General features: G+C 60.5%; 19 protein-coding genes, 2 rRNA genes and 1 pseudogene. 12 read left to right on the top strand and 10 right to left on the bottom strand.

Annotated elements, in window-relative coordinates; all coding sequences use genetic code 11:
- The first annotated feature begins 257 nt into the window (after positions 1–257).
- Positions 258–3,152: ribosomal RNA gene (locus tag ACJO2E_RS01670) — 23S ribosomal RNA — on the top strand.
- 77 nt (positions 3,153–3,229) lie between these two features.
- Positions 3,230–3,344: ribosomal RNA gene (gene rrf, locus ACJO2E_RS01675) — 5S ribosomal RNA — on the top strand.
- Positions 3,345–3,842: 498 nt separating this feature from the next.
- On the opposite strand, the gene paaX is transcribed toward rrf, so the two are convergent.
- Positions 3,843–4,769, bottom strand: a complete 927-nt coding sequence (paaX, locus tag ACJO2E_RS01680) for a phenylacetic acid degradation operon negative regulatory protein PaaX (protein WP_406961236.1) — start codon at positions 4,767–4,769, stop codon at positions 3,843–3,845.
- Positions 4,770–5,131: 362 nt separating this feature from the next.
- On the opposite strand from paaX, the gene ACJO2E_RS01685 reads away from it, so the two are divergent.
- From ACJO2E_RS01685 to ACJO2E_RS01710, 6 genes and pseudogenes are all read left to right on the top strand, one after another.
- Positions 5,132–6,289: an ABC transporter substrate-binding protein gene (locus ACJO2E_RS01685; RefSeq protein ID WP_406961238.1), complete on the top strand. Its 1,158-nt coding sequence runs from the start codon at positions 5,132–5,134 to the stop codon at positions 6,287–6,289.
- A gap of 66 nt (positions 6,290–6,355) precedes the next feature.
- On the top strand, positions 6,356–7,231 hold the full coding sequence (locus ACJO2E_RS01690) for a branched-chain amino acid ABC transporter permease (protein WP_406961239.1): 876 nt from the start codon (positions 6,356–6,358) through the stop codon (positions 7,229–7,231).
- Positions 7,231–8,238 (top strand): branched-chain amino acid ABC transporter permease, encoded by a 1,008-nt coding sequence (locus ACJO2E_RS01695; protein ID WP_406961241.1) that lies wholly within the window; start codon positions 7,231–7,233, stop codon positions 8,236–8,238. The genes ACJO2E_RS01690 and ACJO2E_RS01695 overlap by 1 nt, the downstream gene beginning before the upstream one ends.
- Positions 8,235–8,993, top strand: coding sequence for an ABC transporter ATP-binding protein (locus tag ACJO2E_RS01700; protein WP_406961243.1), 759 nt, complete (start codon positions 8,235–8,237; stop codon positions 8,991–8,993). Before ACJO2E_RS01695 ends, ACJO2E_RS01700 begins: the two co-directional genes overlap by 4 nt.
- A 17-nt stretch (positions 8,994–9,010) precedes the next feature.
- Positions 9,011–9,460: pseudogene (locus tag ACJO2E_RS01705) on the top strand (hemerythrin domain-containing protein); the annotation flags it as partial.
- A 204-nt stretch (positions 9,461–9,664) separates the two neighbouring features.
- A complete protein-coding gene (locus ACJO2E_RS01710) occupies positions 9,665–10,369 on the top strand; it encodes an ABC transporter ATP-binding protein (RefSeq protein WP_406962355.1) in 705 nt (234 codons plus the stop codon).
- A 173-nt stretch (positions 10,370–10,542) separates the two neighbouring features.
- Here the strand turns inward: ACJO2E_RS01710 and paaZ are convergent, their stop codons facing one another.
- From paaZ to paaG, 9 genes are all read right to left on the bottom strand, one after another.
- Positions 10,543–12,585, bottom strand: a complete 2,043-nt coding sequence (paaZ, locus tag ACJO2E_RS01715) for a phenylacetic acid degradation bifunctional protein PaaZ (protein ID WP_406961245.1) — start codon at positions 12,583–12,585, stop codon at positions 10,543–10,545.
- Between the two features lie 85 nt (positions 12,586–12,670).
- Positions 12,671–13,750 carry a 1,2-phenylacetyl-CoA epoxidase subunit PaaE gene (paaE, locus tag ACJO2E_RS01720; RefSeq protein ID WP_406961247.1) on the bottom strand — a complete coding sequence of 360 codons (1,080 nt, stop codon included), beginning with the start codon at positions 13,748–13,750 and terminating at the stop codon, positions 12,671–12,673.
- A 12-nt stretch (positions 13,751–13,762) separates the two neighbouring features.
- A complete protein-coding gene (gene paaD, locus ACJO2E_RS01725) occupies positions 13,763–14,338 on the bottom strand; it encodes a 1,2-phenylacetyl-CoA epoxidase subunit PaaD (protein ID WP_406961249.1) in 576 nt (191 codons plus the stop codon).
- Positions 14,322–15,086 (bottom strand): 1,2-phenylacetyl-CoA epoxidase subunit PaaC, encoded by a 765-nt coding sequence (paaC, locus tag ACJO2E_RS01730; RefSeq protein ID WP_406962357.1) that lies wholly within the window; start codon positions 15,084–15,086, stop codon positions 14,322–14,324. The genes paaD and paaC overlap by 17 nt, the downstream gene beginning before the upstream one ends.
- A gap of 24 nt (positions 15,087–15,110) precedes the next feature.
- Positions 15,111–15,392, bottom strand: coding sequence for a 1,2-phenylacetyl-CoA epoxidase subunit PaaB (gene paaB, locus ACJO2E_RS01735; protein WP_406961250.1), 282 nt, complete (start codon positions 15,390–15,392; stop codon positions 15,111–15,113).
- Between the two features lie 13 nt (positions 15,393–15,405).
- The gene (gene paaA / locus ACJO2E_RS01740) at positions 15,406–16,401 is read right to left on the bottom strand and encodes a 1,2-phenylacetyl-CoA epoxidase subunit PaaA (protein ID WP_406961252.1); all 996 of its coding nucleotides are present in this window, start codon (positions 16,399–16,401) and stop codon (positions 15,406–15,408) included.
- Positions 16,402–16,784: 383 nt separating this feature from the next.
- Positions 16,785–18,095: a phenylacetate--CoA ligase PaaK gene (gene paaK / locus ACJO2E_RS01745; RefSeq protein WP_406961254.1), complete on the bottom strand. Its 1,311-nt coding sequence runs from the start codon at positions 18,093–18,095 to the stop codon at positions 16,785–16,787.
- Between the two features lie 54 nt (positions 18,096–18,149).
- On the bottom strand, positions 18,150–18,599 hold the full coding sequence (gene paaI / locus ACJO2E_RS01750) for a hydroxyphenylacetyl-CoA thioesterase PaaI (RefSeq protein ID WP_406961256.1): 450 nt from the start codon (positions 18,597–18,599) through the stop codon (positions 18,150–18,152).
- Positions 18,600–18,665: 66 nt separating this feature from the next.
- Entirely contained in the window at positions 18,666–19,457 is a 792-nt protein-coding gene (gene paaG, locus ACJO2E_RS01755) for a 2-(1,2-epoxy-1,2-dihydrophenyl)acetyl-CoA isomerase PaaG (protein WP_406961257.1), read from the bottom strand.
- Positions 19,458–19,866: 409 nt separating this feature from the next.
- On the opposite strand from paaG, the gene ACJO2E_RS01760 reads away from it, so the two are divergent.
- From ACJO2E_RS01760 to ACJO2E_RS01775, 4 genes are all read left to right on the top strand, one after another.
- Entirely contained in the window at positions 19,867–20,715 is an 849-nt protein-coding gene (locus ACJO2E_RS01760; protein WP_406961259.1) for a hypothetical protein, read from the top strand.
- Positions 20,715–21,221 (top strand): ribosomal protein S18-alanine N-acetyltransferase, encoded by a 507-nt coding sequence (gene rimI / locus ACJO2E_RS01765; RefSeq protein ID WP_406961261.1) that lies wholly within the window; start codon positions 20,715–20,717, stop codon positions 21,219–21,221. Before ACJO2E_RS01760 ends, rimI begins: the two co-directional genes overlap by 1 nt.
- A 106-nt stretch (positions 21,222–21,327) precedes the next feature.
- Positions 21,328–22,914, top strand: a complete 1,587-nt coding sequence (gene prfC / locus ACJO2E_RS01770; protein WP_406961263.1) for a peptide chain release factor 3 — start codon at positions 21,328–21,330, stop codon at positions 22,912–22,914.
- Between the two features lie 30 nt (positions 22,915–22,944).
- On the top strand, positions 22,945–23,733 hold the full coding sequence (locus ACJO2E_RS01775) for a TatD family hydrolase (protein ID WP_406961265.1): 789 nt from the start codon (positions 22,945–22,947) through the stop codon (positions 23,731–23,733).
- Positions 23,734–23,737 lie beyond the last annotated feature (4 nt).

Raw genomic sequence — 23,737 nt, forward strand, 5'->3', positions numbered from 1 at the left:
GAAGCCCTTCTTTCTGATCACTGGGTCAGAATTGCTCTTTAACAATTCGGATGAGATTGAAACACGAGATTGATTCTTCTAGTTCAGAGTCAATCTCAGCGATAACGATCAAGCGTTATCCGGTGTGTCGTTGAAGTGGTTGTTTATAGCTTCAGTCGGCTGTCTCTGAAAGCCATCCTTAACAGGATGATGACCTGGCTTGCCAGGGCATCGTTCGATTTAGGTTGGTGAACAGGTCAGTTGTCTTGGGGTTATATAGTCAAGCAACTAAGCGCATACGGTGGATGCCTTGGCAGTCAGAGGCGATGAAAGACGTGGAAGCCTGCGATAAGGCTCGGGGAGCTGGCAAACAAGCTGTGATCCGGGCATCTCTGAATGGGGAAACCCACCGACTTTCGGGTCGGTATCTTACACTGAATCCATAGGTGTAAGAGGCGAACCGGGGGAACTGAAACATCTAAGTACCCCGAGGAAAAGAAATCAACCGAGATTCCCTTAGTAGCGGCGAGCGAACGGGGACCAGCCCTTAAGCTGGACGACTGGTAGGAGAAGGTTCTGGAAAGGACCGCCATAGTGGGTGATAGCCCCGTATCCGAAACCTGAGTTCAGTGAAATCGAGTAGGACGGGTCACGTGTAATCCTGTCTGAACATGGGGGGACCATCCTCCAAGGCTAAATACTCCTGACTGACCGATAGTGAACCAGTACCGTGAGGGAAAGGCGAAAAGAACCCCTGTGAGGGGAGTGAAATAGACCCTGAAACCGTATGCGTACAAGCAGTCGGAGCCCCTTCGTGGGGTGACGGCGTACCTTTTGTATAATGGGTCAGCGACTTATGTTCAGTGGCGAGGTTAACCGTGTAGGGGAGCCGTAGGGAAACCGAGTCTGAATAGGGCGACTTAGTCGCTGGGCATAGACCCGAAACCGGGCGATCTATCCATGAGCAGGGTGAAGGTGCCGTAACAGGCACTGGAGGCCCGAACCCACTGTCGTTGAAAAGCCAGGGGATGACTTGTGGATCGGAGTGAAAGGCTAATCAAGCCCGGAGATAGCTGGTTCTCCCCGAAAGCTATTTAGGTAGCGCCTCGGACGAATACCACTGGGGGTAGAGCACTGTTTCGGCTAGGGGGTCATCCCGACTTACCAACCCGATGCAAACTCCGAATACCAGTGAGTACTATCCGGGAGACACACAGCGGGTGCTAACGTCCGTTGTGGAGAGGGAAACAACCCAGACCGCCAGCTAAGGTCCCCAAGTACCAGTTAAGTGGGAAACGATGTGGGAAGGCTCAGACAGCTAGGAGGTTGGCTTAGAAGCAGCCATCCTTTAAAGAAAGCGTAATAGCTCACTAGTCGAGTCGGCCTGCGCGGAAGATGTAACGGGGCTCAAACTGGTCACCGAAGCTGCGGCTGCATACGCAAGTATGCGGGGTAGGGGAGCGTTCTGTAAGCCTGCGAAGGTGTGCCGAGAGGCATGCTGGAGGTATCAGAAGTGCGAATGCTGACATGAGTAACGATAATGGGGGTGAAAAACCCCCACGCCGGAAGACCAAGGGTTCCTGCGCAACGCTAATCGGCGCAGGGTGAGTCGGCCCCTAAGGCGAGACCGAAAGGTGTAGTCGATGGGAAACGGGTTAATATTCCCGTACCTTGGGTAGCTGCGATGGAGAGACGGAGAAGGCTAGGTGAGCCGGGCGACGGTTGTCCCGGTTTAAGCGTGTAGGAAGGGGACTTAGGCAAATCCGGGTCCTCAATTCCGAGACGTGACGACGACTGCCCTTTCAGGGCGGGAAGTCATTGATGCCAGGCTTCCAGGAAAATCTTCTAAGCTTCAGGCTACTCGGGCCCGTACCCCAAACCGACACAGGTGGTCAGGGTGAGAATCCCAAGGCGCTTGAGAGAACTCGGGTAAAGGAACTAGGCAAAATGGTGCCGTAACTTCGGGAGAAGGCACGCCGGCGTTAGGTGAAACCCCTGCGGGTGGAGCCGAGGCCGGTCGAAGATACCAGGCCCCTGCGACTGTTTATTAAAAACACAGCACTGTGCTAACACGAAAGTGGACGTATACGGTGTGACGCCTGCCCGGTGCCGGAAGGTTAATTGATGGGGTTAGTCCTCGGACGAAGCTCTTGATCGAAGCCCCGGTAAACGGCGGCCGTAACTATAACGGTCCTAAGGTAGCGAAATTCCTTGTCGGGTAAGTTCCGACCTGCACGAATGGCGTAACGATGGGGGCGCTGTCTCTACCCGAGACTCAGTGAAATTGAAATCGCCGTGAAGATGCGGTGTATCCGCGGCTAGACGGAAAGACCCCGTGAACCTTTACTATAGCTTCACAGTGAACTTTGAGCATGTTTGTGTAGGATAGCTGGGAGGCTTTGAAACCGGGACGCCAGTTCCGGTGGAGCCAACCTTGAAATACCAGCCTGACATGTTTGAGGTTCTAACTTGGTCCCCTGATCGGGGATGAGGACACTGTGTGGTGGGTAGTTTGACTGGGGCGGTCTCCTCCCAAAGCGTAACGGAGGAGCACAAAGGTGGGCTAAGCATGGTCGGACATCATGCGGTTAGTGTAATGGCACAAGCCCGCTTAACTGCGAGACAGACACGTCGAGCAGGTACGAAAGTAGGTCATAGTGATCCGGTGGTTCTGTATGGAAGGGCCATCGCTCAACGGATAAAAGGTACTCCGGGGATAACAGGCTGATACCGCCCAAGAGTTCACATCGACGGCGGTGTTTGGCACCTCGATGTCGGCTCATCACATCCTGGGGCTGAAGCCGGTCCCAAGGGTATGGCTGTTCGCCATTTAAAGTGGTACGCGAGCTGGGTTTAGAACGTCGTGAGACAGTTCGGTCCCTATCTGCCGTGGACGTTGGAGATTTGAGGAAAGCTGCTCCTAGTACGAGAGGACCGGAGTGGACGAACCTCTGGTGTTCGGGTTGTCACGCCAGTGGCACTGCCCGGTAGCTATGTTCGGACGGGATAACCGCTGAAGGCATCTAAGCGGGAAGCCCCTTCCAAGATGAGATCTCCCCGGGCCCTCGAGGCCCCTGAAGAGCCGTTCAAGACCAGGACGTTGATAGGCCGGGTGTGTAAGCGCTGCGAGGCGTTGAGCTAACCGGTACTAATTGCTCGTGCGGCTTGACTATATAACACCCAAGACAACTGCGATAACCTTGATCGTAAAGCACTTCAATCTCATCCATCCCAGTGATCAACCGTTTTGCCTGACGACCATAGCGGTCTGGAACCACCTGATCCCATCCCGAACTCAGCAGTGAAACAGACCAGCGCCGATGGTAGTGTGGCGTTGCCCATGCGAGAGTAGGTCATCGTCAGGCTCTTAATCCCAAAACCCCGACAGCTAACGCTGCCGGGGTTTTTTATTGGCCGTTAGAAAGAGATGACCTACGAGAGTGTGAGCCTCGGTGCCCGACAGGGCAGGCGACGCGCAGCGTTGCCAGGGGCGAACGCCCGGAGCGTCTCGCGAAGGGCCGGGTCATCGTCGCAGCCCGAAGGGCTGCCGGTATCAGGTCACTTCGGATTCCAATTATGCGGTCCCAGGCCCGCTGACCGTGGAGCCTGAGCCGACGCGGTAAGGGGGGGCAGGACACGCCCGGCAAGTACATCCCAGGCCGATTCTTGCTCCTGCAACATCGGCATTTCCGCCATCCATGGCGGTCATAGAGCTCGACGAGCGCCTTCCCTGACGCTCGACGGTCCTGAAACCTCTTCCCCCGCCAGCTCTTCCAATCTTTTGAGATAACGCAACATCCAGAAAATAAAAAGCCCCAACACCAACCGGCATCAGGGCTTTACACTCCGTTAAAAGCAGCCTCTCAGTCCCGCAATCCCCCAAACCGCTTGTAAAAGCCCTCATTGGGCCCGGGCAACGGTCCTGAGGCATTCTCCAGGGTCTCGTCCAGCCAGGCTTCCGCTCTTTCATAGAGCTGCCGATAGAGGTTGCGACACAGTTGCCTGGCGCTTCGGCCTTCCCAATCACCGGGCAGCAGGGCGTCGGGCAGCAGTGGATCCCTCAGCAGGATCTTGCGGTACTCGTGGATCAGGAGTGTACGGGCGATGAGGCATTCCTCGGGCGAAAGGTTGTCTTCGTCCTTGAGTTCCTGCCAGAGGGGGCGGAACTGGTTCAGGAACCGTCGATAGCGCCCGCCCAGTTCATCCAGATTCCAGCTTTCTCGGACTTCCCGGCGCATGGCCCTTGAGCTTAGTGGTTCCACCGGATGGGTCTGCATCACGATGGTGTCATCGAACGCCTCCCATTCCTGGAGCAGAGGCAGGAGCTCCTCCCGGCGGATTCTGGGGTGAATCATCACGCCCTGTCCTATACTTCCAAAACTCAACCATTTCAGCTCTTCGCGAACCCGTCGTCGAGTGTCGCTGTCGAGCTGGGTCAGTAGTACCAGGGTCCAACTGCCGGTCCATTCCAGGCTGGACATGTCGTAGACGTTCTTGAAGGCCTGCTCAAACCGGCGTAGCCCCGGCCCTGTCAGGCTGTAATAGCTGCAACGACCGATCTTCTCCGCCTGCAGCCAATGCTCCTTGACCAGCCGATAGACGGACGTGCGGACCAGTCGCTCGTTGATACCGACGGGTTCAAGCAGACGGGCGAGGCTACCAAGCCATACGGTGCCGCCGCGGGGCACGATGGAGTCACCGTAAAGGGTGATGATAAGGGAGCCGGCCCGGATCGGGCGTTTTTTCTGGAACTGGTCAACCAACTGATCAAGCTGTTTTGTCGCGGACATAGGCTGGCACTGTGCTCAAGGGAAACTATGGCGAATTGGGTGCTTATTATCCTTATCTACCGGCCGCAGGTAAAACAGCCTCTTACCGATGGCCCTGATACGTCAGGTCTGAAACCGGTTGACACAAAGAATACGATACAATAACGTTAATTGTAAGTCTTGATATGTGTCAGGTATAGCAGGGGCCGAGTTGATCAGCATGCTTATTGGTATCTGGCAACTGACAAACAGGGCAATCTGTTTCAGGGCACCGCTGGGACTTTCTGGTGAGGAAAGTGAATCATAATTACAACCACAAAATCCTCATTCGGTAACAAAAACAAACCGGAGCATATGCTGCTCTAAAACCTGGGAGAAAAACAATGGCCAAGAAAAGCCTCTTGCGTCGTGCTGGTGTGTTGGCGGCTTCGCTGGCAACCAGTCTGCTTGTGTCCGCACAGGCCGCTGAACCCATCAAGATTGGTACGTTCCTGTCTGTAACCGGTCCTGCGTCGTTTCTCGGCGATCCCGAACTCAAAACCCTTGAGATGTACGTCGAGAAGATCAACGAAGACGGCGGCGTACTCGGTCGTCCCCTGGAGCTCGTTCACTATGACGATGTGGGGGATGCCTCCAATGCCCGTAACTTCGCGGGGCGCCTGATCCGTTCCGATCGGGTGGACATCATCGTCGGGGGGAGCACCACCGGAGCCACCATGGCGGCCGCACCGCTGGTGGAACAGGCCCAGATTCCCTTCATTTCCCTGGCGGGCGCCGTCACTATCATCGATCCGGTAAAGAAATGGGTGTTCAAGACCCCTCAGTCGGACCGCATGGCCGCCGAGCGTATCCTGTGGGATATGAAGCGTCGCGGTTTTGACAAGATCGGGTTGATCTCCGGCACCGGTGGCTTCGGGGCGTCCGGTCGCACCCAGACCCTGGCAGTGGCTGATGAGTATGGCATCGAGGTGGTTGCCGACGAGACCTATGGCCCGTCCGATTCGGACATGACCGCCCAGTTGACCAATATCCGCAACACCGAGGGTGTGGATGCCGTGCTTAACTTCGGCTTTGGCCAGGGCCCGGCTATCGTGACCAAGAACTACGCCTCGCTGGACATTCAACTGCCGTTCTACCAGTCCCACGGTGTTGCCTCCGATGCTTTCCTGGATCTGGCAGGCTCCGCCGCCGAGGGGCTGAGGTTGCCGGCGTCACCCTTGCTGGTGCCGGGCTCCCTGCCGGACGATGATCCCCAGAAGCCGGTCGTACAGGGCTACAAGGAAGCCTATGAGGCTCGCTGGGATTCCAAGGTATCCACGTTCGGCGGCTACGCCTATGACGGTCTGATGCTGGCTGTCCAGGCTATCGAAACCGCAGGTTCCACCGACAAGGCGGCGGTTCGTGATGCCCTGGAGGACATCGTGGGATACGTGGGCGTTACCGGTATCTACAACCTGGGGCCGGACGACCACAATGGCCTGACTCCGGAGTCCTTCCGCATTCTGGAAGTCAAGGATGGCGACTGGATGCTGGTCGAGTAACACCCTGACCAACCCTCAACCCCGGTTCCGGTCATGGGGCCGGGGGTGCCCGACGGTACGAATCCTATGCTCTCAGAATTCCTTCAATACCTGTTCACCGGTATCACCATCGGTGCCACCTACGCGTTGGTGGCCCTTGGTTTTACCATCATCTACAACGCCAGCCATGTCATTAACTTCGCCCAGGGCGAGTTCCTGATGATTGGCGGTATGGGAACCGTGGCCTTCATGGGCCTGGGCATTCCCATGTTCTTTGCGATCGTACTGGCCGTACTGCTGGCCTGCGCGGTGGGGGTTGCCCTGCAGCGACTGGCGATCGCTCCGGCCAAAAATGCCGATGTGGTGACTCTCATCATCATTACCATTGGTGCGTCCATCTTCATCCGTGGTATCGCACAGGTGATCTGGGGCAAGGATTACCATGTGGTGCCGCCGTTCAGTGGCGACGAGCCCATCCGCCTGTGGGGTGCCGTGCTTAACTCCCAGAGCCTCTGGGTGCTGGGGATTGGCGCCGTCCTGGTGGTGGCGCTGATTCTGTTCTTCACCCGGACCCTGGTGGGCCGGGCCATTCTCGGGACTTCCATGAACAAGCTGGCCGCCCAGCTCGTCGGTGTAAAAACCCAGATGGTATTAATGCTGGCGTTCGGGCTGTCCGCCCTGCTGGGCTCCGTTGCCGGGGTGACCGTGGCTCCGATTACATTTACTTCCTATGACATTGGCATCCTGCTGGCGCTCAAAGGTTTCGTGGCGGCGGCCATGGGTGGTCTCGGCAGCGGTCTGGGTGCCGTGGTAGGCGGCCTGCTGCTGGGCATCGTGGAAGCCATGACTGCCGGTTACATCTCTTCTGAGTACAAGGATGCCGTTGCCTTTTCAATGATTCTTCTGGTGCTGTTCTTCATGCCTCGTGGTCTGTTCGGTGCCCGTACCGTGGAGCGTGTGTAATGCTGGATCGATTCCTGAACTGGCGAATGAACTACGTGGTGGTTATCGCCATTGTGGTGTTCGTTCTCCCGCTGATGATGGAGAACCCGTTCTACTATGACATGGCAACGCAGATTGCCCTGATTGCCGCCACCGTGGTGGGCCTGAACCTGCTGGTGGGCTACGCCGGACAGATCAGCCTCGGGCATGCGGGGTTCTATGGCCTGGGCGCCTATTTCAGCGCCATTGCCACCGGCACCTATGGCTGGCCATCGCTGCTGGCGCTGGTGGTGGGCGCCGCCCTGGTAGGGTTGATCGCCTTTATCGTCGGGCGTCCCATCCTGCGGCTGAAGGGGCACTACCTGTCTATGGCGACCCTGGCGGTGGGCTTTATCATCGCCATTATCCTCAACAACGAGGCCGGGCTGACCGGTGGTCCCGATGGCATGCCGGTGCCGTCGCTGTCCCTGTTTGGGTGGGAGCTGAGTATCTTTGGCATGTATTCCGTGCTCGGCATGGAAGTGCCCGGGCATGTAGCCTGGTACCTGGTGGCGGGCGTGGTGTTGCTGGTGGCGGTCGTCCTCGCCCAGAACATCATTGACTCGCCCATCGGCCGTGCCTTGCGTTCCATCCACGGTTCCGAGATCGCCGCCCGCACCGTTGGGGTGGACACCGCCCGTTACAAGAGCATGGTGTTCGTCATCTCGGCAGTATTTGCCAGCGTGATGGGCAGTCTGTTCGCCCATTTCAGTGGCTTTATCACGCCGGCCATTGCCAGCTTCGATCATTCGATTGTGCTGATTACCATGGTGGTCCTTGGCGGCATGGCGAGCCCTCTGGGGGTTATTATCGGTGCCATCGCGCTCAAGCTGCTGCCGCAGTTGCTGTCCGGTTTCCATGAATACGAGACCGCGGTGTTCGGCTTTATTCTCATGGCCACGATGATCTTCATGCCCAAGGGTTTCTACCCGACCGTGTCCGGATTTGTCCGGAGCAAACTGGCCAGGCAATCCGGAGGTGGGGCATGAGTGCCATGATCGATGTGAAAGGGCTCGACAAGGAGTTCGGCGGTGTCCATGCCATCGAGGGTCTGGAATTCTCCGTGGAACAGGGCCAGGTCTATTCGGTGATCGGGCCCAACGGGGCCGGTAAGACCACCCTGTTCAACCTGATCACCGGGTTCTATACCCCCACCCGGGGGGAGATTACGCTCAATGGCGAGAGTGTTGTGGGCATGGATCCCAACCGGCTTGCGGAGCGGGGCATGTGCCGTACCTTCCAGCAGATGCAGGTCTGCATGAATATGACGGCATTGGAAAACGTTATGCTCGGCCGCCATCTGCAGATCCGTAGTGGCCTGCTGACGTCCATGTTCCGATTGCCCCGGCTCTACCGGGAAGAGCGGGCCTGCCGGGAGCGCTGCCGGGAACTGATGGAGTTTGTCGGGTGTGGTCAGTACCTGGAAACCGACGCGTCGGCCATGTCCTACGGCGCGTTGAAGCGACTGGAAATCGCCCGGGCCCTGGCCGCAGACCCCAGGATCCTGTTGCTGGATGAGCCGGCGGCGGGCCTGAACGCCACCGAAACCGCCGAGCTGGAGGAACTGATCCGCCGGGTGGCCAAAGAGGGTGTGACCGTGATGCTGGTTGAGCACGACATGAAGCTGGTCATGGGTATTTCTGACCGCCTGCTGGTGATCAACTACGGCCGCAAGCTGGCCGAGGGTACTCCCGAGGAAATCCGCAATAATCCGGACGTGATCGCTGCCTACCTGGGTGGCTGAGTGCAAGGGCTAGTCTTATGAATGAACAGAATCAAGGCAAGGTGCCTGCCCGGTCGCGCGGCGAGCAGGCGGTGGGCATTATCATCCGTGAACACCAGGGGTTGTGGCGGGTGCTCGACCTGCTGGATCAGCTCCAGCAGGATATGAATGTGAACGATCAGCGCCCGGATGAGGTGCTGTTCAGTACCATCTTCGACTACATCCAGCACTTCTCCAACCGGGTGCACAGCCAGCCCACGGAGATCGTGCTGTATCGGAAGGTGCGGGAAAAGTCCCCGGAAACCGGTCCGCTGCTGGACAAGCTGGAACGGGGTTACGTTATCGGGCATCAGAAGCTGAGCGAACTGCGGGAGCTGCTGGCCACCTGCATCGACCACTGGCCCGAGGGCCGGGAAGCGTTCAGCCACGCCCTGAGCCGATTCATCCAGGCCCTTCGCAAGCACATCAAGAAGGAAGAGGGCGTGGTGATTCCCCGTGCCAAAGAGGTGCTGGGCGAAGTTGACTGGCAGCAGATTGCCGATGCCCGTGACCAGCAGAACGATCCCCTGTTCGGTGATCGGGTGCGGGAGGAATTCCGGGAGCTTCGTCACCGGATTGTCAGCTACACCCCTGAGCAGTATGGAGGTCTGGGGCTGAGTCATGCCACCAGTAAGCCGGAAACCGGCCAGGAGATGTTGTCTTTATCCGGCCTGGTGTCGTCCTATGGTCAGATCGAGGTGCTGCACGATATCGACCTGACTATCCGTTCCGGCGAGATTGTGTCCCTGGTGGGCGCCAATGGTGCTGGCAAATCCACCCTGCTGATGGCGATTTCCGGTCTCCAGCCGCTGGACAGTGGGGAGATGGTCTTCGAGGGTCGGAATCTCCGGAAGATGTCTCCGGACAAGCGGGTATCCAGCGGGATTGTGCAGGTACCGGAAGGCCGGCAGGTGTTCAAGGATCTGAGTGTCCACGACAACCTGCGCCTGGGAGCCTATACCCGCAAGCAGGGGCCCGAGGTGCAGTCGGATTTGCAGAAGGTGTACGGCCGGTTCCCGATCCTGGAGCAGAAGCGCCACAATTTGGCCGGTGAGCTGTCCGGTGGGCAGCAGCAGATGCTGGCCATCGGGCGGGCACTGATGGCCAGGCCCCGGCTGTTGTTGCTGGATGAGCCTTCCATGGGGCTGGCGCCTTTGATTGTGGAGGAGATTTTCGGGATTATCCGGGAGCTCAAGGAGGAGGGGATTACCGTCTTCCTGGTTGAGCAGAATGCGTCCCAGGCTTTGGCTTTGGCGGATCGCGGGTATGTGCTGGAGACGGGCCGTGTGGTGCTTGAGGGTACCGGGCGGGAGTTGCTCAGCAATGAGAAGGTTCGGGAAGCGTACTTGGGTATGTGATCTCTAATGGGCCTGCTGATCCCTGCCTATGAACCTCTTAGATATCTCAACAAAAAGCCGGGCTGGGTTCTCCAGTCCGGCTTTTTTATTTGCGGCTCGCACATCCCAGTCCCCTCTCCCCTTGCGGGAGAGGGTTAGGGAGAGGGGAAGCGGTTAACTCCCCAACCCACTACTCACTGCTTCTTAGCCACCAACGTCAGAATGTCATAGCTGGCCACGAGCTCGTCGTTCTGGTTGGTCACTTCCACATCCCACATGACCACGCCCTGGGGATGGCCCTCGGGCGAGGTGCGGCCCTGGTCGATCTTGCGTTTGCAGGTCAGGCGGGCACGGATAGTGTCGCCCGGGGCCACCGGGGTGATGAAACGCAGGGTGTCCAGGCCGTAGTTGGCCAGTACGGGGCCTTCGCCCGGGTAGACGAACAGGCCGGCTGCGGCGGACAGCACGAAGTAGCCGTGGGCGATGCGCTGGCCGAACTGGGTTTTCTTCGCCGCAATCTCGTCGAAGTGCATGTAGAAGTGGTCGCCGGAGAGGCAGCCGAAGTTGGTGATATCGGCTTCGGTCACGGTACGGCGGTGGGTGAGCAGGGATTCGCCCACCTGCAGGTCGTCGAAGGTGCGACGGAACGGGTGGATATCGTTTTCGATCACTTTCGCGCCACGGACGTACTCGCGGGTGACCGCAGCCACCATGGTGGGGGAGCCCTGGATGGCGGTGCGCTGCAGGTAGTGGTGCACCGCACGGATGCCGCCCAGTTCCTCACCGCCACCGGCACGACCCGGGCCGCCGTGCTTGAGCATCGGCAGGGGGGAGCCGTGGCCGGTGGATTCCTTCGCCGCTTCCGCGTCGAGGATCTGCAAACGGCCGTGCTGGGCCGCCAGTACCGGGATCATCTCGGCGGCGATGGCGGGGTCCTTGGTGGTCAGGGTGGTGACTAGGCTGCCCTTGCCCTTGGCGGCAATGGTCAGAGCCTGCTCGATGCCGTTGTATGGCATCAGGGTGGCCACCGGGCCGAAGGCCTCGATGTCGTGGGCGCCGCCGTCTTCCATCGGGTTCCGGCTGAGCAGCAGGTGGGGGGCGATAAACGCGCCCTTGTCGGTACCGGCACCCACCGGCTTGAAGCCGCTGTCCCTGCCGAACAGGCAGTCACTGGTTTCCAGCAGGCGGTCGATGGATTCGGTTACGTCGCGGAGCTGATCCTGGGATGCCAGGGCGCCCATACGCACGCCTTCCTCGTTGGGGTCGCCGGCCTTGAGTTTGCCCAGGCGCTCCTTGATCCGTTCGGCGAGGGCGTCCACCTGGCCTTCAGGTACCAGTACCCGGCGGATGGCGGTGCATTTCTGGCCGGCCTTGGCGGTCATTTCCTTCACCACTTCCTTGGCGAAGATGTCGAACTCCTCGTCATCCGGCGTTACGTCCGGGGCCATGATGGCGCTGTTGAGGGAATCCGCTTCTGCGTTGAAGGGGATGCTCCTCGCCATGATGTTGGGGTGGTTCTTCAGCTTCCGGGCAGTGCTGGCCGAGCCGGTGAAGGTGACGAAGTCCTGTTCCTCCAGCCGGTCCAGAAGGTCGCCGGTACCGCCGATGACCAGTTGCAGGGCGCCTTCCGGCAGCAGGCCGGAATCGTTGATCACCCGTACCGCCGCTTCGGTCAGGTAGCTGGTGGCCGTGGCCGGTTTGACGATGCAGGGCATGCCTGCCAGGAAGGCCGGGGCGAACTTCTCCAGCATGCCCCAGATCGGGAAGTTGAAGGCGTTGATATGAACGGATACGCCACGCCTGGGCACCAGGATATGGGTGCCGTTGAAGTGGTTGTCCTTGCCCAGTTGCGTGACCGGGCCTTCGTGGGCGACGTTGCCGGAGGGCAGTTCCTTGCGACCGGTGGAGGCGTAGGTGAACAGGGTGCCGAAGCCACCGTCGATGTCGATCCAGGAATCGGCCTTGGTGCAACCGGTGTGATGGGAGATGGCATATAGCTCATCCTTGCGACCCTGGATATGGATCGCGAGCTCCTTGAGGATGGCGGCACGCTGCTGGAAATCCAGCGTCAGCAGGTTCTTCACGCCGGTGTTGCGGGCGTAGGCAACGGCTTCGCCGAAGTCGATGGTTTCCTCATGGGTATGGGCCACGGTCTCGCCGTTGATGGCGCTGGGCAGCGCTTTCGCTGCGGTCTCGCCGAACCACTGGCCGGCGATGTAACTCTGAAGGACTGACATTGAGCGTTCTCCCGGTAAACGTTGTTGTTAAGATGAACGAAGCCGGTCTCACGGGACCGGCTTTGCTGCAGGGGACTGGTTGCGTTTACATCTCGTCGAAGTCGAGCACGACTTTCTCGCTGACGGGATAGCACTGGCAGGACAGCACATAACCCGCCTCGACCTCGTAATCCTCGAGGGCGTAGTTGGCGTCCATTTCCACATCGCCCTCCACCACCTTGGCCTTGCAGGTGGAGCAGACGCCGGCCTTGCACGAGAAGGGCAGGTCGGCGCCCATGTCGTTGCCGGCATCCAGGATGCTCTTGGTGTTGCGGGTCAGGTCGAAGGTGAGGGCGCGTCCGTCGGCCCTGACGGTGACTTCGCTCACCGCCTCCGGGTCCACCCGGGTTTCGGTCCGGTCCTGGCGTGGGGCGGGGGCGCCACCGGCCGGCGTGAACAGTTCGTAGTGGATTTTGCTCTTGTCCATGCCATGGCTGAGCAGCGACTCGCGGACCGTTTCGGTCATTACCTGGGGGCCGCAGATGAAGGCAGCGGTCAGGGTGTCGACACTCACCCAGTGATCGAACAGGGCGTCGCACTTGCTGCCGTCGATGCGGCCGTTGTACAGGTCGATGTCCTGCTCCTCACGGCTGAACAGGAACACCAGGTTGAAACGACCCATAAACCGGTTCTTCAGGTCTTCCAGTTGCTCGCGGAACATGGTGTCGGCGGTGGACCGGTTGCCATAGAACAGGGTGACCCGGCTCTTCGGCTCGGTTTCCAGGGTGGTCTTGACGATGGACATGATCGGCGTGATGCCGCTGCCAGCCGCCACTGCCAGGTAGTCGCCCTCCCGCTGGGGATCCAGTTCCACGTAGAAGTGCCCCTGGGGTGGCATGACTTCCAGGGTCTGGCCGGGCTTGAGGCGCTCGTTGGCCAGGGTGGAGAAGCGTCCGCCGGGCACTTTCTTGATGGCGATGCGCAGCTCCCGGTCACCCACCCCGGTGCAGATGGAGTAGGAGCGGCGCACTTCCTCGCCGTCCAGCTCGGTCCGCAGGATCAGGTGCTGGCCCTGGTGGTAGCTGAACTGGTCCTGCAGGTCGTCCGGCAGGTCAAAACACAGTGAGACAGCGTCCCGGGTTTCTGACCGGACTTCGCGAATGGTGAGGGGATAGAACTTGTTCATATTGGTTCCGCTCTAGATACATTTGAAGTAGTCAAAGGGCTCGCGACAGTCCAGGCATCGGTACAGGGCCTTGCAGGCGGTGGAGCCGAATTCACTGAGCCGTTCGGTGTGGTCGCTGTCGCAATGGGGGCAACGGATGGTTTCGTCCACACCCTTGAGCGTCAGCTTGCTGGCGCTGCCCACGGGCGGGGCGATGCCGAACGCCTGGAGTTTTTCGCGACCGGCATCGGTGATCCAGTCGGTGGTCCAGGCCGGGGTCAGTACCCGCTGGACCCGGCCGTTACGGATGCCCGCCAGGCCCAGGGCCTCGGCGATGGCGTCCTCAATCATTTCTGTGGCCGGGCAGCCGGAGTAGGTGGGGGTGACGTCCACAACCCACTCGCCGTTTTCCTCGGCAATGCGTCGTACCATGCCCAGTTCCACAACGCTGACCGCCGGCACCTCCGGGTCTTTCACCTCGTCCAGGAGGTCCCAGAGTTCCTCCGCCGTGATCGGCTTTGACCGGTCGCGGGCGGGAAGGCGGTCGCTGGCGATCACCGGCTGGTCGTCCAGCAGGGATCGCGGTTCGGGTCTACCAGGTCGTTGCATCCGGATACGCCCTTTGCAGGAACTGCATCTCGGCCAGGATGAAGCCCAGGTGCTCGGTGTGGTGTCCCACCTTGGCGCCCTTGTACATCCAGGCATCTTCCGGCGGCGGGGTCAGGGTGGCCTCGGTGAGCACTTCGTTCACCAAGCCCTTCCAGTCCGCGGCCAGCTGTTCGGGATCGGGGCCGATGCCGGCCTGGAACAGTTGCTGCTCCACGGCATCCGCCTCGATCATCTCGCCGGTGAAACGCCACAGATCATCCACGGCGGTCTGCATGCGCTGATGGCTTTCCTCGGTACCGTCACCAAAGCGTTTGACCCACTCGGAGGAGCGGCGCAGGTGATACTGCACCTCTTTGGCAGCCTTGGCAGCGATGCTGGCGATGCGCTCGTCCGGCGCATTGACCAGCGCGGCGATGGTGAAGTAGTGCCAGGCGTCGAAGAAGAACTGGCGGCCCATGGTGACGGCATAGTCCCCGTTGGGCTGCTCCACCAAGAGGGCGTTACGGTAGTGCTGGGCGTCGCGGCGGAAAGCGAGGTCGTCCGCGCTGCGGCCGTCGTCCAGCAGTTCGGCGGCATACTCATACCAGTTACGGGCCTGGCCCACCAGGTCGAGGGCCACGTTCATCAGCGCCATTTCTTCCTCAAGTGCCGGCGCCTTGCCGCACAGTTCGCACAGGCGCTGGCCCAGGATCATGTCGGAATCCGCCAGGCGCAGCAGGTATTCCTGCAGTGCCTCTTTCTGTGTCATAGCCTTGCTCATGTGGCTCTCCCGTTACATATGGCCGACTTCGTCGGGCAGCTTGTAGAAGGAGGCGTGGCGATACACCTTGTCGTCCGACGGATCGAACAGCACTTCCTTCTCATCGGGGGATGAGGCGGTAATGGCGGAAGAGGGCACCACCCAGATCGACACGCCTTCGCTGCGACGGGTGTACAGGTCACGGGCATTTTCCATGGCCATGGCGGCGTCAGCGGCGTGCACGCTGCCGACGTGCTTGTGATTCAGGCCATGCTTGCTGCGTACAAAAACTTCGTAAAGGGGCCAGTCAGCCATAACTCTTCTCCTGTCAGGCAGCGTTCTGCTGTTTCTTTTGCTGTTTCTCGGCGTAGGCCCTGGCGGCCTCCCGTACCCAGGCGCCACCGTCGATGGCGTTCTTGCGGGTTTCGACACGCTCCTTGTTGCAGGGGCCGTTGCCCTTGAGCACGTCGTAGAACTCCTGCCAGTCGATCTCACCGAAATCGTAGTGGCCGCGCTCCTCGTTCCATTTCAGCTCCGGGTCCGGGGCGGTGCAGCCCAGGAACTCGAGCTGGGGAACAGTCTGGTCGATGAACATCTGGCGCAGTTCGTCGTTGCTCTTGCGCTTGATCTTCCAGGCCATGGATTGCTGGGAGTTGGGTGACTGGTCGTCGGACGGGCCAAACATCATCAGCGACGGCCACCAGAACCGGTTGATGGAGTCCTGCACCATCTGCTTCTGCTCCTCGGTGCCTTCCCGCATCAGGTCCAGCAGGATCTGGTAGCCCTGGCGCTGGTGGAAGCTCTCTTCCTTGCAGATGCGGATCATGGCCCGGGAGTAGGGGCCGTAGGAGGTGCGCTGCAGGATGACCTGGTTGACGATGGCCGCGCCGTCCACCAGCCAGCCCACGGTGCCCATGTCTGCCCAGCTCAGGGTCGGGTAGTTGAAGATGGAGGAGTACTTCACCTTGCCTTCGTGAAGCTTGTCGATCTCCTCGTCGCGATCCGCGCCCAGGGTTTCCATGGCGCTGTACAGGTACAGGCCGTGACCGGCCTCGTCCTGGATCTTGGCCATCAGCTGGAGTTTGCGCTTGAGGTTCGGCGCGCGGGTGACCCAGTTGCCTTCCGGCAGCATGCCCACCACTTCCGAGTGTGCGTGCTGGGAAATCTGGCGGACCAGGGTCTTGCGATAGCCCTCGGGCATCCAGTTCTTGGGCTCGATCTTGGTTTCCGCGTCGATCTTGAGCTGGAACTCGCGCTCCTCCGGAGACATTTCCTCCAGGGACTTGAGGCGCTTGGCGCCGGTTTCTACGAGTTGTGCGTACATGGTGTACCTCCGGTAAATAGGTTCTTGTTCCCGGGCAGGGTGGCTCCTTCTCGGGCTCACCGCGTTCCTGTGCCCACAAGACCTGCTGGACGATGACTCAATTATTTATGATACCTTATCAAATATCAAGTGGTTTGATTCTGTATCATGTTGTTTGTCGGATCATCTCCGAATAAGCAGCAATTCTTTAGTCCTGGTATGCCTAATGTGGCCCTTAGGCGTTGTCTTGATGATGGTTTTGACGCGATACGCCAGAAAGCATGATTTCCATTTACTGTGTTTATCGGTTTGAGTTCCGGGACGAAAAAAGCCCCGTAAAAACGGGGCAAGGGCTGTAGAGCTACCGATGGTCGCTCTTCTCCACGATGAAGCTTTACCGGTGCTTATTTGCGCCGGTCGAAGACCCGCTTCGCCTTGCCTTCGGAACGGGCCAGCCGTCCCGGCTCGGTAATGTCGATGCGGGTGCTGATACCAATGAAGGACTTGATGTTGTGGGCCAGCGTCTTGCTGATTGCCTCGCGCTGGTTGCTGTCGGCGCTGCTGTTGTCCGGTTTCAGTTCGCAGCGGATATCGATGCAATCCAGGTTGCCGTCCCGGTAGACCTCGATCTCGTAGTGCGGAGACAGTTCGTCCACCCGCAGGATCTGCTCCTCGATCTGGCTGGGGAACACGTTAACGCCACGGATGATCAGCATGTCGTCGCTGCGGCCGGTGATCCTGTCGATCCGGCGCATGGGGCGGGCGGTGCCCGGCAGCAGGCGGGTCAGGTCGCGGGTGCGGTAACGGAGAATGGGCAGCCCCTCCTTGGTAAGGGTGGTGAAGACCAGTTCGCCGTACTCACCGTCCGGCAGGACCTCGCCGGTGTCCGGGTTGATAATCTCCGGATAGAAGTGATCCTCCCAGATGGTCGGGCCGTCCTTGGTTTCAATGCACTCCATGCCCACACCCGGGCCCATGACCTCGGACAGGCCGTAGATGTCCAGTGCATCGATACCCAGGCGTTCCTCGATTTCCTGGCGCATGGCGTTGGTCCAGGGTTCGGCGCCGAAAATGCCCAGGCGCAGGGGCAGATCATGGGGGTTGATGCCCTGGCGCTCGATCTCGTCCGCCAGGTTGAGCATGTAGGACGGCGTCACCATGATGATGTCCGGCTGGAAGTCCTTCAGTAGCTGGACCTGTTTCTCGGTCTGGCCGCCGGACATGGGGATGACGGTGCAGCCCAGCTTCTCGGCGCCATAATGGGCGCCCAGGCCGCCGGTGAACAGGCCGTAGCCGTAGGCCACGTGGACCCTGTCACCGGCATGGCCGCCCCCGGCGCGGATGGACCGTGCCACCACGCTGGCCCAGGTATCGATGTCCTTCTGGGTGTAGCCCACCACGGTGGGCTTGCCGGTGGTGCCGCTGGAGGCGTGCACCCGGACAATCTGCTCCATGGGAGTGGCGAACATGCCGAAGGGGTAGTTGTCCCGCAGGTCGTTCTTCATGGTGAACGGAACCTTGGCCAGATCCTCCAGGCTGTTGATGTCCATTGGCTTCAGGCCGATGTCGTCAAACGCCTTCCGGTAGAAGGGCACATTGGTATAGGCGTGATTGATGCTCCAGCGCAGGCGCTGTAACTGCACATGGCGCAGTTCATCGAGGCTGGCGGTTTCCAGGGGGTCGAGGGGGCCGATTTTCTGCATGGGTATTGTCATGTTTGTTTTCCCGCTGTTGGACTTGTTAACAAATTCTGCTGGTCCGTCTGGCGTTTATTCCTGTGGATCGCCGGTATCGCGAACGCTGCCCTGGACCTGGTGGGACTTGCCCCGGAAGAGGGCGACGGTCCGGCCGTCCTGGTTGGTGATCTCGATGTCGTAGACTCCGGTGCGACGGCCCCGGGCCCGTTCGATCGCCCGGGCGGTCAACTGGTCGCCCTTGCGGGCGGAGGCCATGTACTCGATGCTGCAACCGGCGGCCACGGTGGCCAGGTCATAGGTGTTGCAGGCGAACGCGAAGGCGGAGTCGGCCAGGGTGAACATGTAGCCGCCGTGGCACATGCCATGGCCCTGGATCATGCGGTCGTCCACGGTCATGGTCAGGGTGGCCGTGCCCGGCCCGATGGCGACGATCTCCATGCCCAGGTTCTGGCTGGCGTAGTCCCGGCTGAACATGGCATCGGCGCATTCCCTGGCCAGGGTCTGGGGATCGGGTTGAGTCATTGTTCTGTGTCCCGTTGGTGCTTGTGGGCCCGCTGGCGGGGCTGTTGATTCGTCCGGGTGGGCGGATCAGCGCCCCTTGAACTCCGGCTGGCGCTTCTCCATAAAGGCGGCGACGCCCTCACGGTAATCCTCGCTCTGGCCTGCCTGGCGTTGCAGGTCCCGCTCCAGGTCCAGTTGTTCGTCCCAGGTATTGGTGGTGCTGGCGTTGAGTGCCTGCTTGATCAGGGCGAGGCCGGCGGTGGGCTGACTGGCAAAATGGGTGGCCAGCATATCGGTCTCCTCGGTGAGGGCTTCGTCATCCACGCAACGCCAGATCAGCCCCCAGTCTTCCGCCTGTTCGGCCCGGATTTTCTCCCCAAGCAGGGCCATGCCCTTGGCACGGGCCATGCCCGCCAGCCTGGGCAGGATCCAGGTGCCGCCGGAGTCCGGTACCAGTCCAAGCTTGCAGAAGGCCTGCACGAAGCTGGCCGAACGGGCGGCGAGCACAATGTCGCAACTCAGGGCGATATTGGCGCCAGCGCCGGCGGCAACGCCGTTGACGGCGCAGATGACCGGAACCGGCAGGTCCTTCAGGGTGCGGATCAGCGGGTTGTACCAGGTGTCGATGGAATGGCCGAGATCGGGGGCGTTGTCGCCGGGCGCCACATTGCGGTCACCCAGGTCCTGGCCGGCGCAAAATCCCCGGCCTGCGCCGGTGAGTATCAGTACCCGCACGGAGTCATCCCCCCTGACTGTATCGAGGGCCCTGCGCAGGGCTTCATGCATGTCGGCATTGAAGCTGTTGAGGCTCTGGGGGCGGTTGAGGGTGATGGTGGCTACCCCCTGCTCGATGGCAAGGAGGATGCTGTCTTCTGGCATGGTGTGCTCCGATTGTTCTTGTGGCTTTATACAAGCGCAGTATGTTTCTCAGTATAGGTCCTAATTGACACTAGTCAATAATCTTGAATCGAGATTGCGTATCGCTTTTGCTCTTAGTGTGTGGTTTTGATAATCGTCAGGAATAACAGGGGTTCCTTTAAAAGTGATTTTAAAACAATGACCTACGCTTCCATGGGTGAGGGCTTGTTCAGGGCGCTCAATGAGTTCGTGATACAGTATTGTGATCTTATTTTTGGTTACTGGTTGTTGTTTTCGGGAGTGGCGGGAGGGGTAACGGTGGACGGAGGGCGCTGCTATACTGATGGGCTGTTTCACGGCGTTGGTCGGCGTCGGACTGTTTGCGCCAGCGTCCCGGGGACACTGGACCAGGCGTATTGAGGAGCGAGGAATGAACGAAGCCCAGCGACAGTTTGCCATGGGAGTGGCCGGAGTCAGGCTCTGGTACGCCCGTGCGCCGTTGCCGGGGGCGGCCCCCAGTCCGGATTTCGACTTCGATGAACCGGGTGGGATCGCGATAGACGTGCCGGAGGCCGTGTCGGAGACACCGGTTGCCCGAGCAACCCGGCCCGCTTCGGAGGTATCCCGCCAGGGGCTGGCACGCCTGCAGGGGTTGATGGCGGATACGGCCAGTCGCCCTGGCGCCAGGACCGATAATGACAGCGCCCCTGCTGTTGATGGGGGAGCCGGGGTTGCGGCGGATTCCGGCGGGGAAGTGATCCGTCAGGAGGCTGACGCCGGACCGCAGGCTGATGCACCCGAGGAGCAGGCGTCACGGCACCAGGCCGGCGATGCCCTCGCCGGAGAGGCGGTCGCCTTCCACTGGCGATTCTGGCTGGGTGGTCAGTGGTTGCTGGTCAGTCGTTGCCCTGATAATGCCAGTCGCGCCCTGGAAGACCGGCTGGCGACCAACATCCTCAAGGCCCTTGGCGAGGACGTTGCGGGCCGGGAGGAAGTTCGCTGGCCGGTGTTCAGTAACCCGGCGGTGCCCGGGAACGATGCGGCCGGAGCGGTGGATGTGCTGTCGGCAATGGCTGAAACCGTGGCGCGGCCAAGGCAGGTATGGCTGGGGCTGGTGCCGGAGGACTCTGCCCAGGCGGCAACGGGTGTATGGGATAAGCTTTGCGCGCCGCTTGGCCAGGCGGCGGTGTCCTTTCCCCTGAGTCTGGCGGCCCTGTCATCGGATCCCGACGGCAAGCGGCGGCTATGGCAGGCCCTGCAACAGATCGGGCGGGCGTAATGTCCGCCCTGGTGCAGACCCTCGGCGATATGCTCCGCATGAGTGAGGGGGTGAGGGCTCTGACCGAGTCGGATGTGGACGATATCCTCGAGATCGAGCGTCTCGGCTATGCCAGCCCATGGGGCGAGGGTGTTTTCCGGGATAGTTTCCGTTCCGGCTACGCCATACTGGGTATCGAACGGGAAGGCCGGCTGGAGGGCTATGGGGTGCTTGCCGTGCTCCATGATGAGGCCCACCTCCTGAACCTGTGCGTGCGTCCTGCCAGTCGCGGTCGTGGCCTGGCCCGCAAATTGTTGCGGGTATTGCTCAGGGGCGCCAGTGAGCAGGGGCTGCAACGGGTGGTGCTCGAGGTACGGGTCAGTAATCAGGTGGCCCGTGGGCTCTACCTTTCCGAGGGATTCCAGGTGGTTGGCAAGCGCCCGGGCTACTATCCGGACGGCGTTGCCCGGGAGGATGCTCTGGTCATGGCCCTGGGGTTGGCCGGGCCAGCCAATCCGGTTGCCTGAAGCGTTTGTATCCTGGTGCCTGATCGGCGAAAATGCGCGCCTTTTGACCAGCTCCGGAAGTTCCGGTCTCTATTCCAGAATCACCCGTTAACGCAAGTGTGAGGCTATGTCCGACAGTAAGATTGCCAGCGAAGTATCAAACCGGCGCACGTTTGCCATTATCTCGCACCCGGATGCCGGTAAGACCACCATTACCGAGAAGGTGTTGCTGTTTGGCGAGGCGATCCAGAAGGCGGGCACGGTCAAGGGCAAGAAATCCGGCCAGCACGCCAAGTCGGACTGGATGGAAATGGAGAAGGAGCGGGGCATCTCCGTGACCACCTCGGTCATGCAGTTCCCCTATGGCGGTCGCCTGGTCAACCTGCTGGATACGCCGGGGCACGAGGATTTCTCCGAGGACACCTACCGTACCCTCACGGCCGTGGACTCCTGCCTGATGGTGATTGATGCGGCCAAGGGTGTCGAGGACCGGACCATCAAGCTTATGGAGGTCACCCGCCTGCGGGATACGCCCATCCTCACCTTCATGAACAAGCTGGACCGGGATACCCGCGATCCGGTGGAGCTGATGGATGAGGTGGAGGACGTGCTGAAGATCGCCTGCGCCCCCATTACCTGGCCCATTGGCATGGGCAAGAGCTTCAAGGGCGTCTATCACCTGCTGCGGGATGAAGTGATCCTTTATCACACTGGCCAGGGGCACACCATCCAGGAGAAGCGCGTTATCTCCGGTCTGGATAATCCGGAACTGGATGAGGTGCTTGGCAGCTACGCGGACGACCTGCGGGACGAAATCGAGCTGGTGAAGGGGGCGTCCAACGAGTTCGACCATGAGATGTTCATGGCCGGACAACTGACCCCGGTCTTCTTCGGTACCGCCCTGGGCAACTTCGGTGTCGATCATATGCTGGACGGGCTGGTGGAGTGGGCGCCGTCGCCGCTGCCCAGGGAAACCGACAGCCGCACCGTGGAGCCCGCCGAGGACAGCTTCTCCGGTTTTGTGTTCAAGATCCAGGCGAACATGGATCCCCAGCACCGGGACCGGGTGGCCTTCCTGAGGATCGTCTCCGGCAAGTACGCCCAGGGCATGAAGGCAAGGCATGTACGCATCGGCAAGGAGGTGCGGTTTTCCGATGCCCTGACCTTCATGGCCGGTGACCGGGCCCATGCCGATGAGGCCTTCGCTGGCGATATCATCGGGCTCCATAACCATGGCACCATCCAGCTCGGCGATACCTTTACCGCTGGAGAAGACATGAAGTTCACCGGTATTCCGAACTTTGCGCCGGAGCTGTTCCGCCGCATCCGCCTGAAGGATCCGCTGAAGACCAAGCAGTTGCAGAAGGGGCTCATCCAGTTGTCCGAGGAAGGTGCCGTTCAGGTATTCCGGCCCATGCGCAACAACGACCTGATTGTCGGCGCCGTAGGTGTGCTGCAGTTTGATGTGGTGGTTGCCCGGCTGAAGAGTGAGTATAAGGTGGATGCCATCTATGAGCCGATCAACGTGGCCACCGCCCGCTGGATAACCTGCGACGACCCCCGCAAGCTGGATGAATTCGAGCGCAAGGCCAACGACAACCTGGCGCTGGACGGGGCGGACCGGCTGGCCTACATTGCTCCCACCATGGTCAACCTGCAACTGGCCCAGGAGCGGCACCCGGACGTCCGGTTCCACAAGACCCGGGAACACTGATAGCGGCAACCACGCAATCCGGAGGGATGCATGCGACTGGTGGATGCCCACTGCCATTTCGATTTTCCGGCGTTTGACGGGCGCAGGTACGGGGTCTGGGAGCGGGCCCGTCGGGCGGGAGTTGAGCGGCTGGTGATCCCTGGCGTCCGTCGCGCCGACTGGGACCGGGTTATCCGGGTGGCGGCGGAGTGCGACCAGTGGTGGTGCTGCCTGGGTATCCATCCATGGTTTGTGGGTGAGCATGACCAGGCCGCCATGGACGACCTGGAGCGTCGTCTGCGTCAGGCCGAAACTGGTTGCATCGCCGTGGGGGAATGTGGCCTTGATCGTCTGCACGGGGATCTGAATAGCCAGATGCCGTGGTTCGAAGCCCAGGTCGACCTGGCGAAATCCCTCGATATGCCCCTGGTTATCCATTCCGTCCGTACCCATGACGAGGTGGCTGCCGTCCTCAGGCGCCGGCGCCCGGATGTGCCGGTGCTCGTACATGGCTTCTCCGGCAGCTATGAACAGGGGAGGGCGCTGGTGGACCTGGGCTGTTTCCTGGGTATCGGTGGGGTGATCACCCACGACAGGGCCCGCAAGACCCGTGATGCGGTGGCCCGGTTGCCCGTGGATCGCCTGGTTCTGGAGACGGATGCGCCGGACATGGCGCCGGCTGGTGTCGGCAAGGATCGGAACGAGCCCGCTAACCTTCGGCAAATACTGACAGCCCTGGCGGGTCTCGTGGGCCAGCCGGAGGTGTCGCTGGCCGCGGCCTTAACGCGCAACACCGGTCGGCTCTATCGGTGGTCTGGCTATTGCGGAGAGGCTCCCTAAAGGC

The organism is Marinobacter shunpengi (assembly GCF_045449695.1).
Classification (GTDB): domain Bacteria; phylum Pseudomonadota; class Gammaproteobacteria; order Pseudomonadales; family Oleiphilaceae; genus Marinobacter.

Excerpts from the sequence above, each read along its gene's own strand:
- paaX (WP_406961236.1), bottom strand. The coding sequence starts at position 4,769 with ATGTCCGCGACAAAACAGCTTGATCAGTTGGTTGACCAGTTCCAGAAA.
- ACJO2E_RS01685 (WP_406961238.1), top strand. The coding sequence starts at position 5,132 with ATGGCCAAGAAAAGCCTCTTGCGTCGTGCTGGTGTGTTGGCGGCTTCG.
- ACJO2E_RS01690 (WP_406961239.1), top strand. The coding sequence starts at position 6,356 with ATGCTCTCAGAATTCCTTCAATACCTGTTCACCGGTATCACCATCGGT.
- ACJO2E_RS01695 (WP_406961241.1), top strand. The coding sequence starts at position 7,231 with ATGCTGGATCGATTCCTGAACTGGCGAATGAACTACGTGGTGGTTATC.
- ACJO2E_RS01700 (WP_406961243.1), top strand. The coding sequence starts at position 8,235 with ATGAGTGCCATGATCGATGTGAAAGGGCTCGACAAGGAGTTCGGCGGT.
- ACJO2E_RS01710 (WP_406962355.1), top strand. The coding sequence starts at position 9,665 with ATGTTGTCTTTATCCGGCCTGGTGTCGTCCTATGGTCAGATCGAGGTG.
- paaZ (WP_406961245.1), bottom strand. The coding sequence starts at position 12,585 with ATGTCAGTCCTTCAGAGTTACATCGCCGGCCAGTGGTTCGGCGAGACC.
- paaE (WP_406961247.1), bottom strand. The coding sequence starts at position 13,750 with ATGAACAAGTTCTATCCCCTCACCATTCGCGAAGTCCGGTCAGAAACC.
- paaD (WP_406961249.1), bottom strand. The coding sequence starts at position 14,338 with ATGCAACGACCTGGTAGACCCGAACCGCGATCCCTGCTGGACGACCAG.
- paaC (WP_406962357.1), bottom strand. The coding sequence starts at position 15,086 with ATGACACAGAAAGAGGCACTGCAGGAATACCTGCTGCGCCTGGCGGAT.
- paaB (WP_406961250.1), bottom strand. The coding sequence starts at position 15,392 with ATGGCTGACTGGCCCCTTTACGAAGTTTTTGTACGCAGCAAGCATGGC.
- paaA (WP_406961252.1), bottom strand. The coding sequence starts at position 16,401 with ATGTACGCACAACTCGTAGAAACCGGCGCCAAGCGCCTCAAGTCCCTG.
- paaK (WP_406961254.1), bottom strand. The coding sequence starts at position 18,095 with ATGACAATACCCATGCAGAAAATCGGCCCCCTCGACCCCCTGGAAACC.
- paaI (WP_406961256.1), bottom strand. The coding sequence starts at position 18,599 with ATGACTCAACCCGATCCCCAGACCCTGGCCAGGGAATGCGCCGATGCC.
- paaG (WP_406961257.1), bottom strand. The coding sequence starts at position 19,457 with ATGCCAGAAGACAGCATCCTCCTTGCCATCGAGCAGGGGGTAGCCACC.
- ACJO2E_RS01760 (WP_406961259.1), top strand. The coding sequence starts at position 19,867 with ATGAACGAAGCCCAGCGACAGTTTGCCATGGGAGTGGCCGGAGTCAGG.
- rimI (WP_406961261.1), top strand. The coding sequence starts at position 20,715 with ATGTCCGCCCTGGTGCAGACCCTCGGCGATATGCTCCGCATGAGTGAG.
- prfC (WP_406961263.1), top strand. The coding sequence starts at position 21,328 with ATGTCCGACAGTAAGATTGCCAGCGAAGTATCAAACCGGCGCACGTTT.
- ACJO2E_RS01775 (WP_406961265.1), top strand. The coding sequence starts at position 22,945 with ATGCGACTGGTGGATGCCCACTGCCATTTCGATTTTCCGGCGTTTGAC.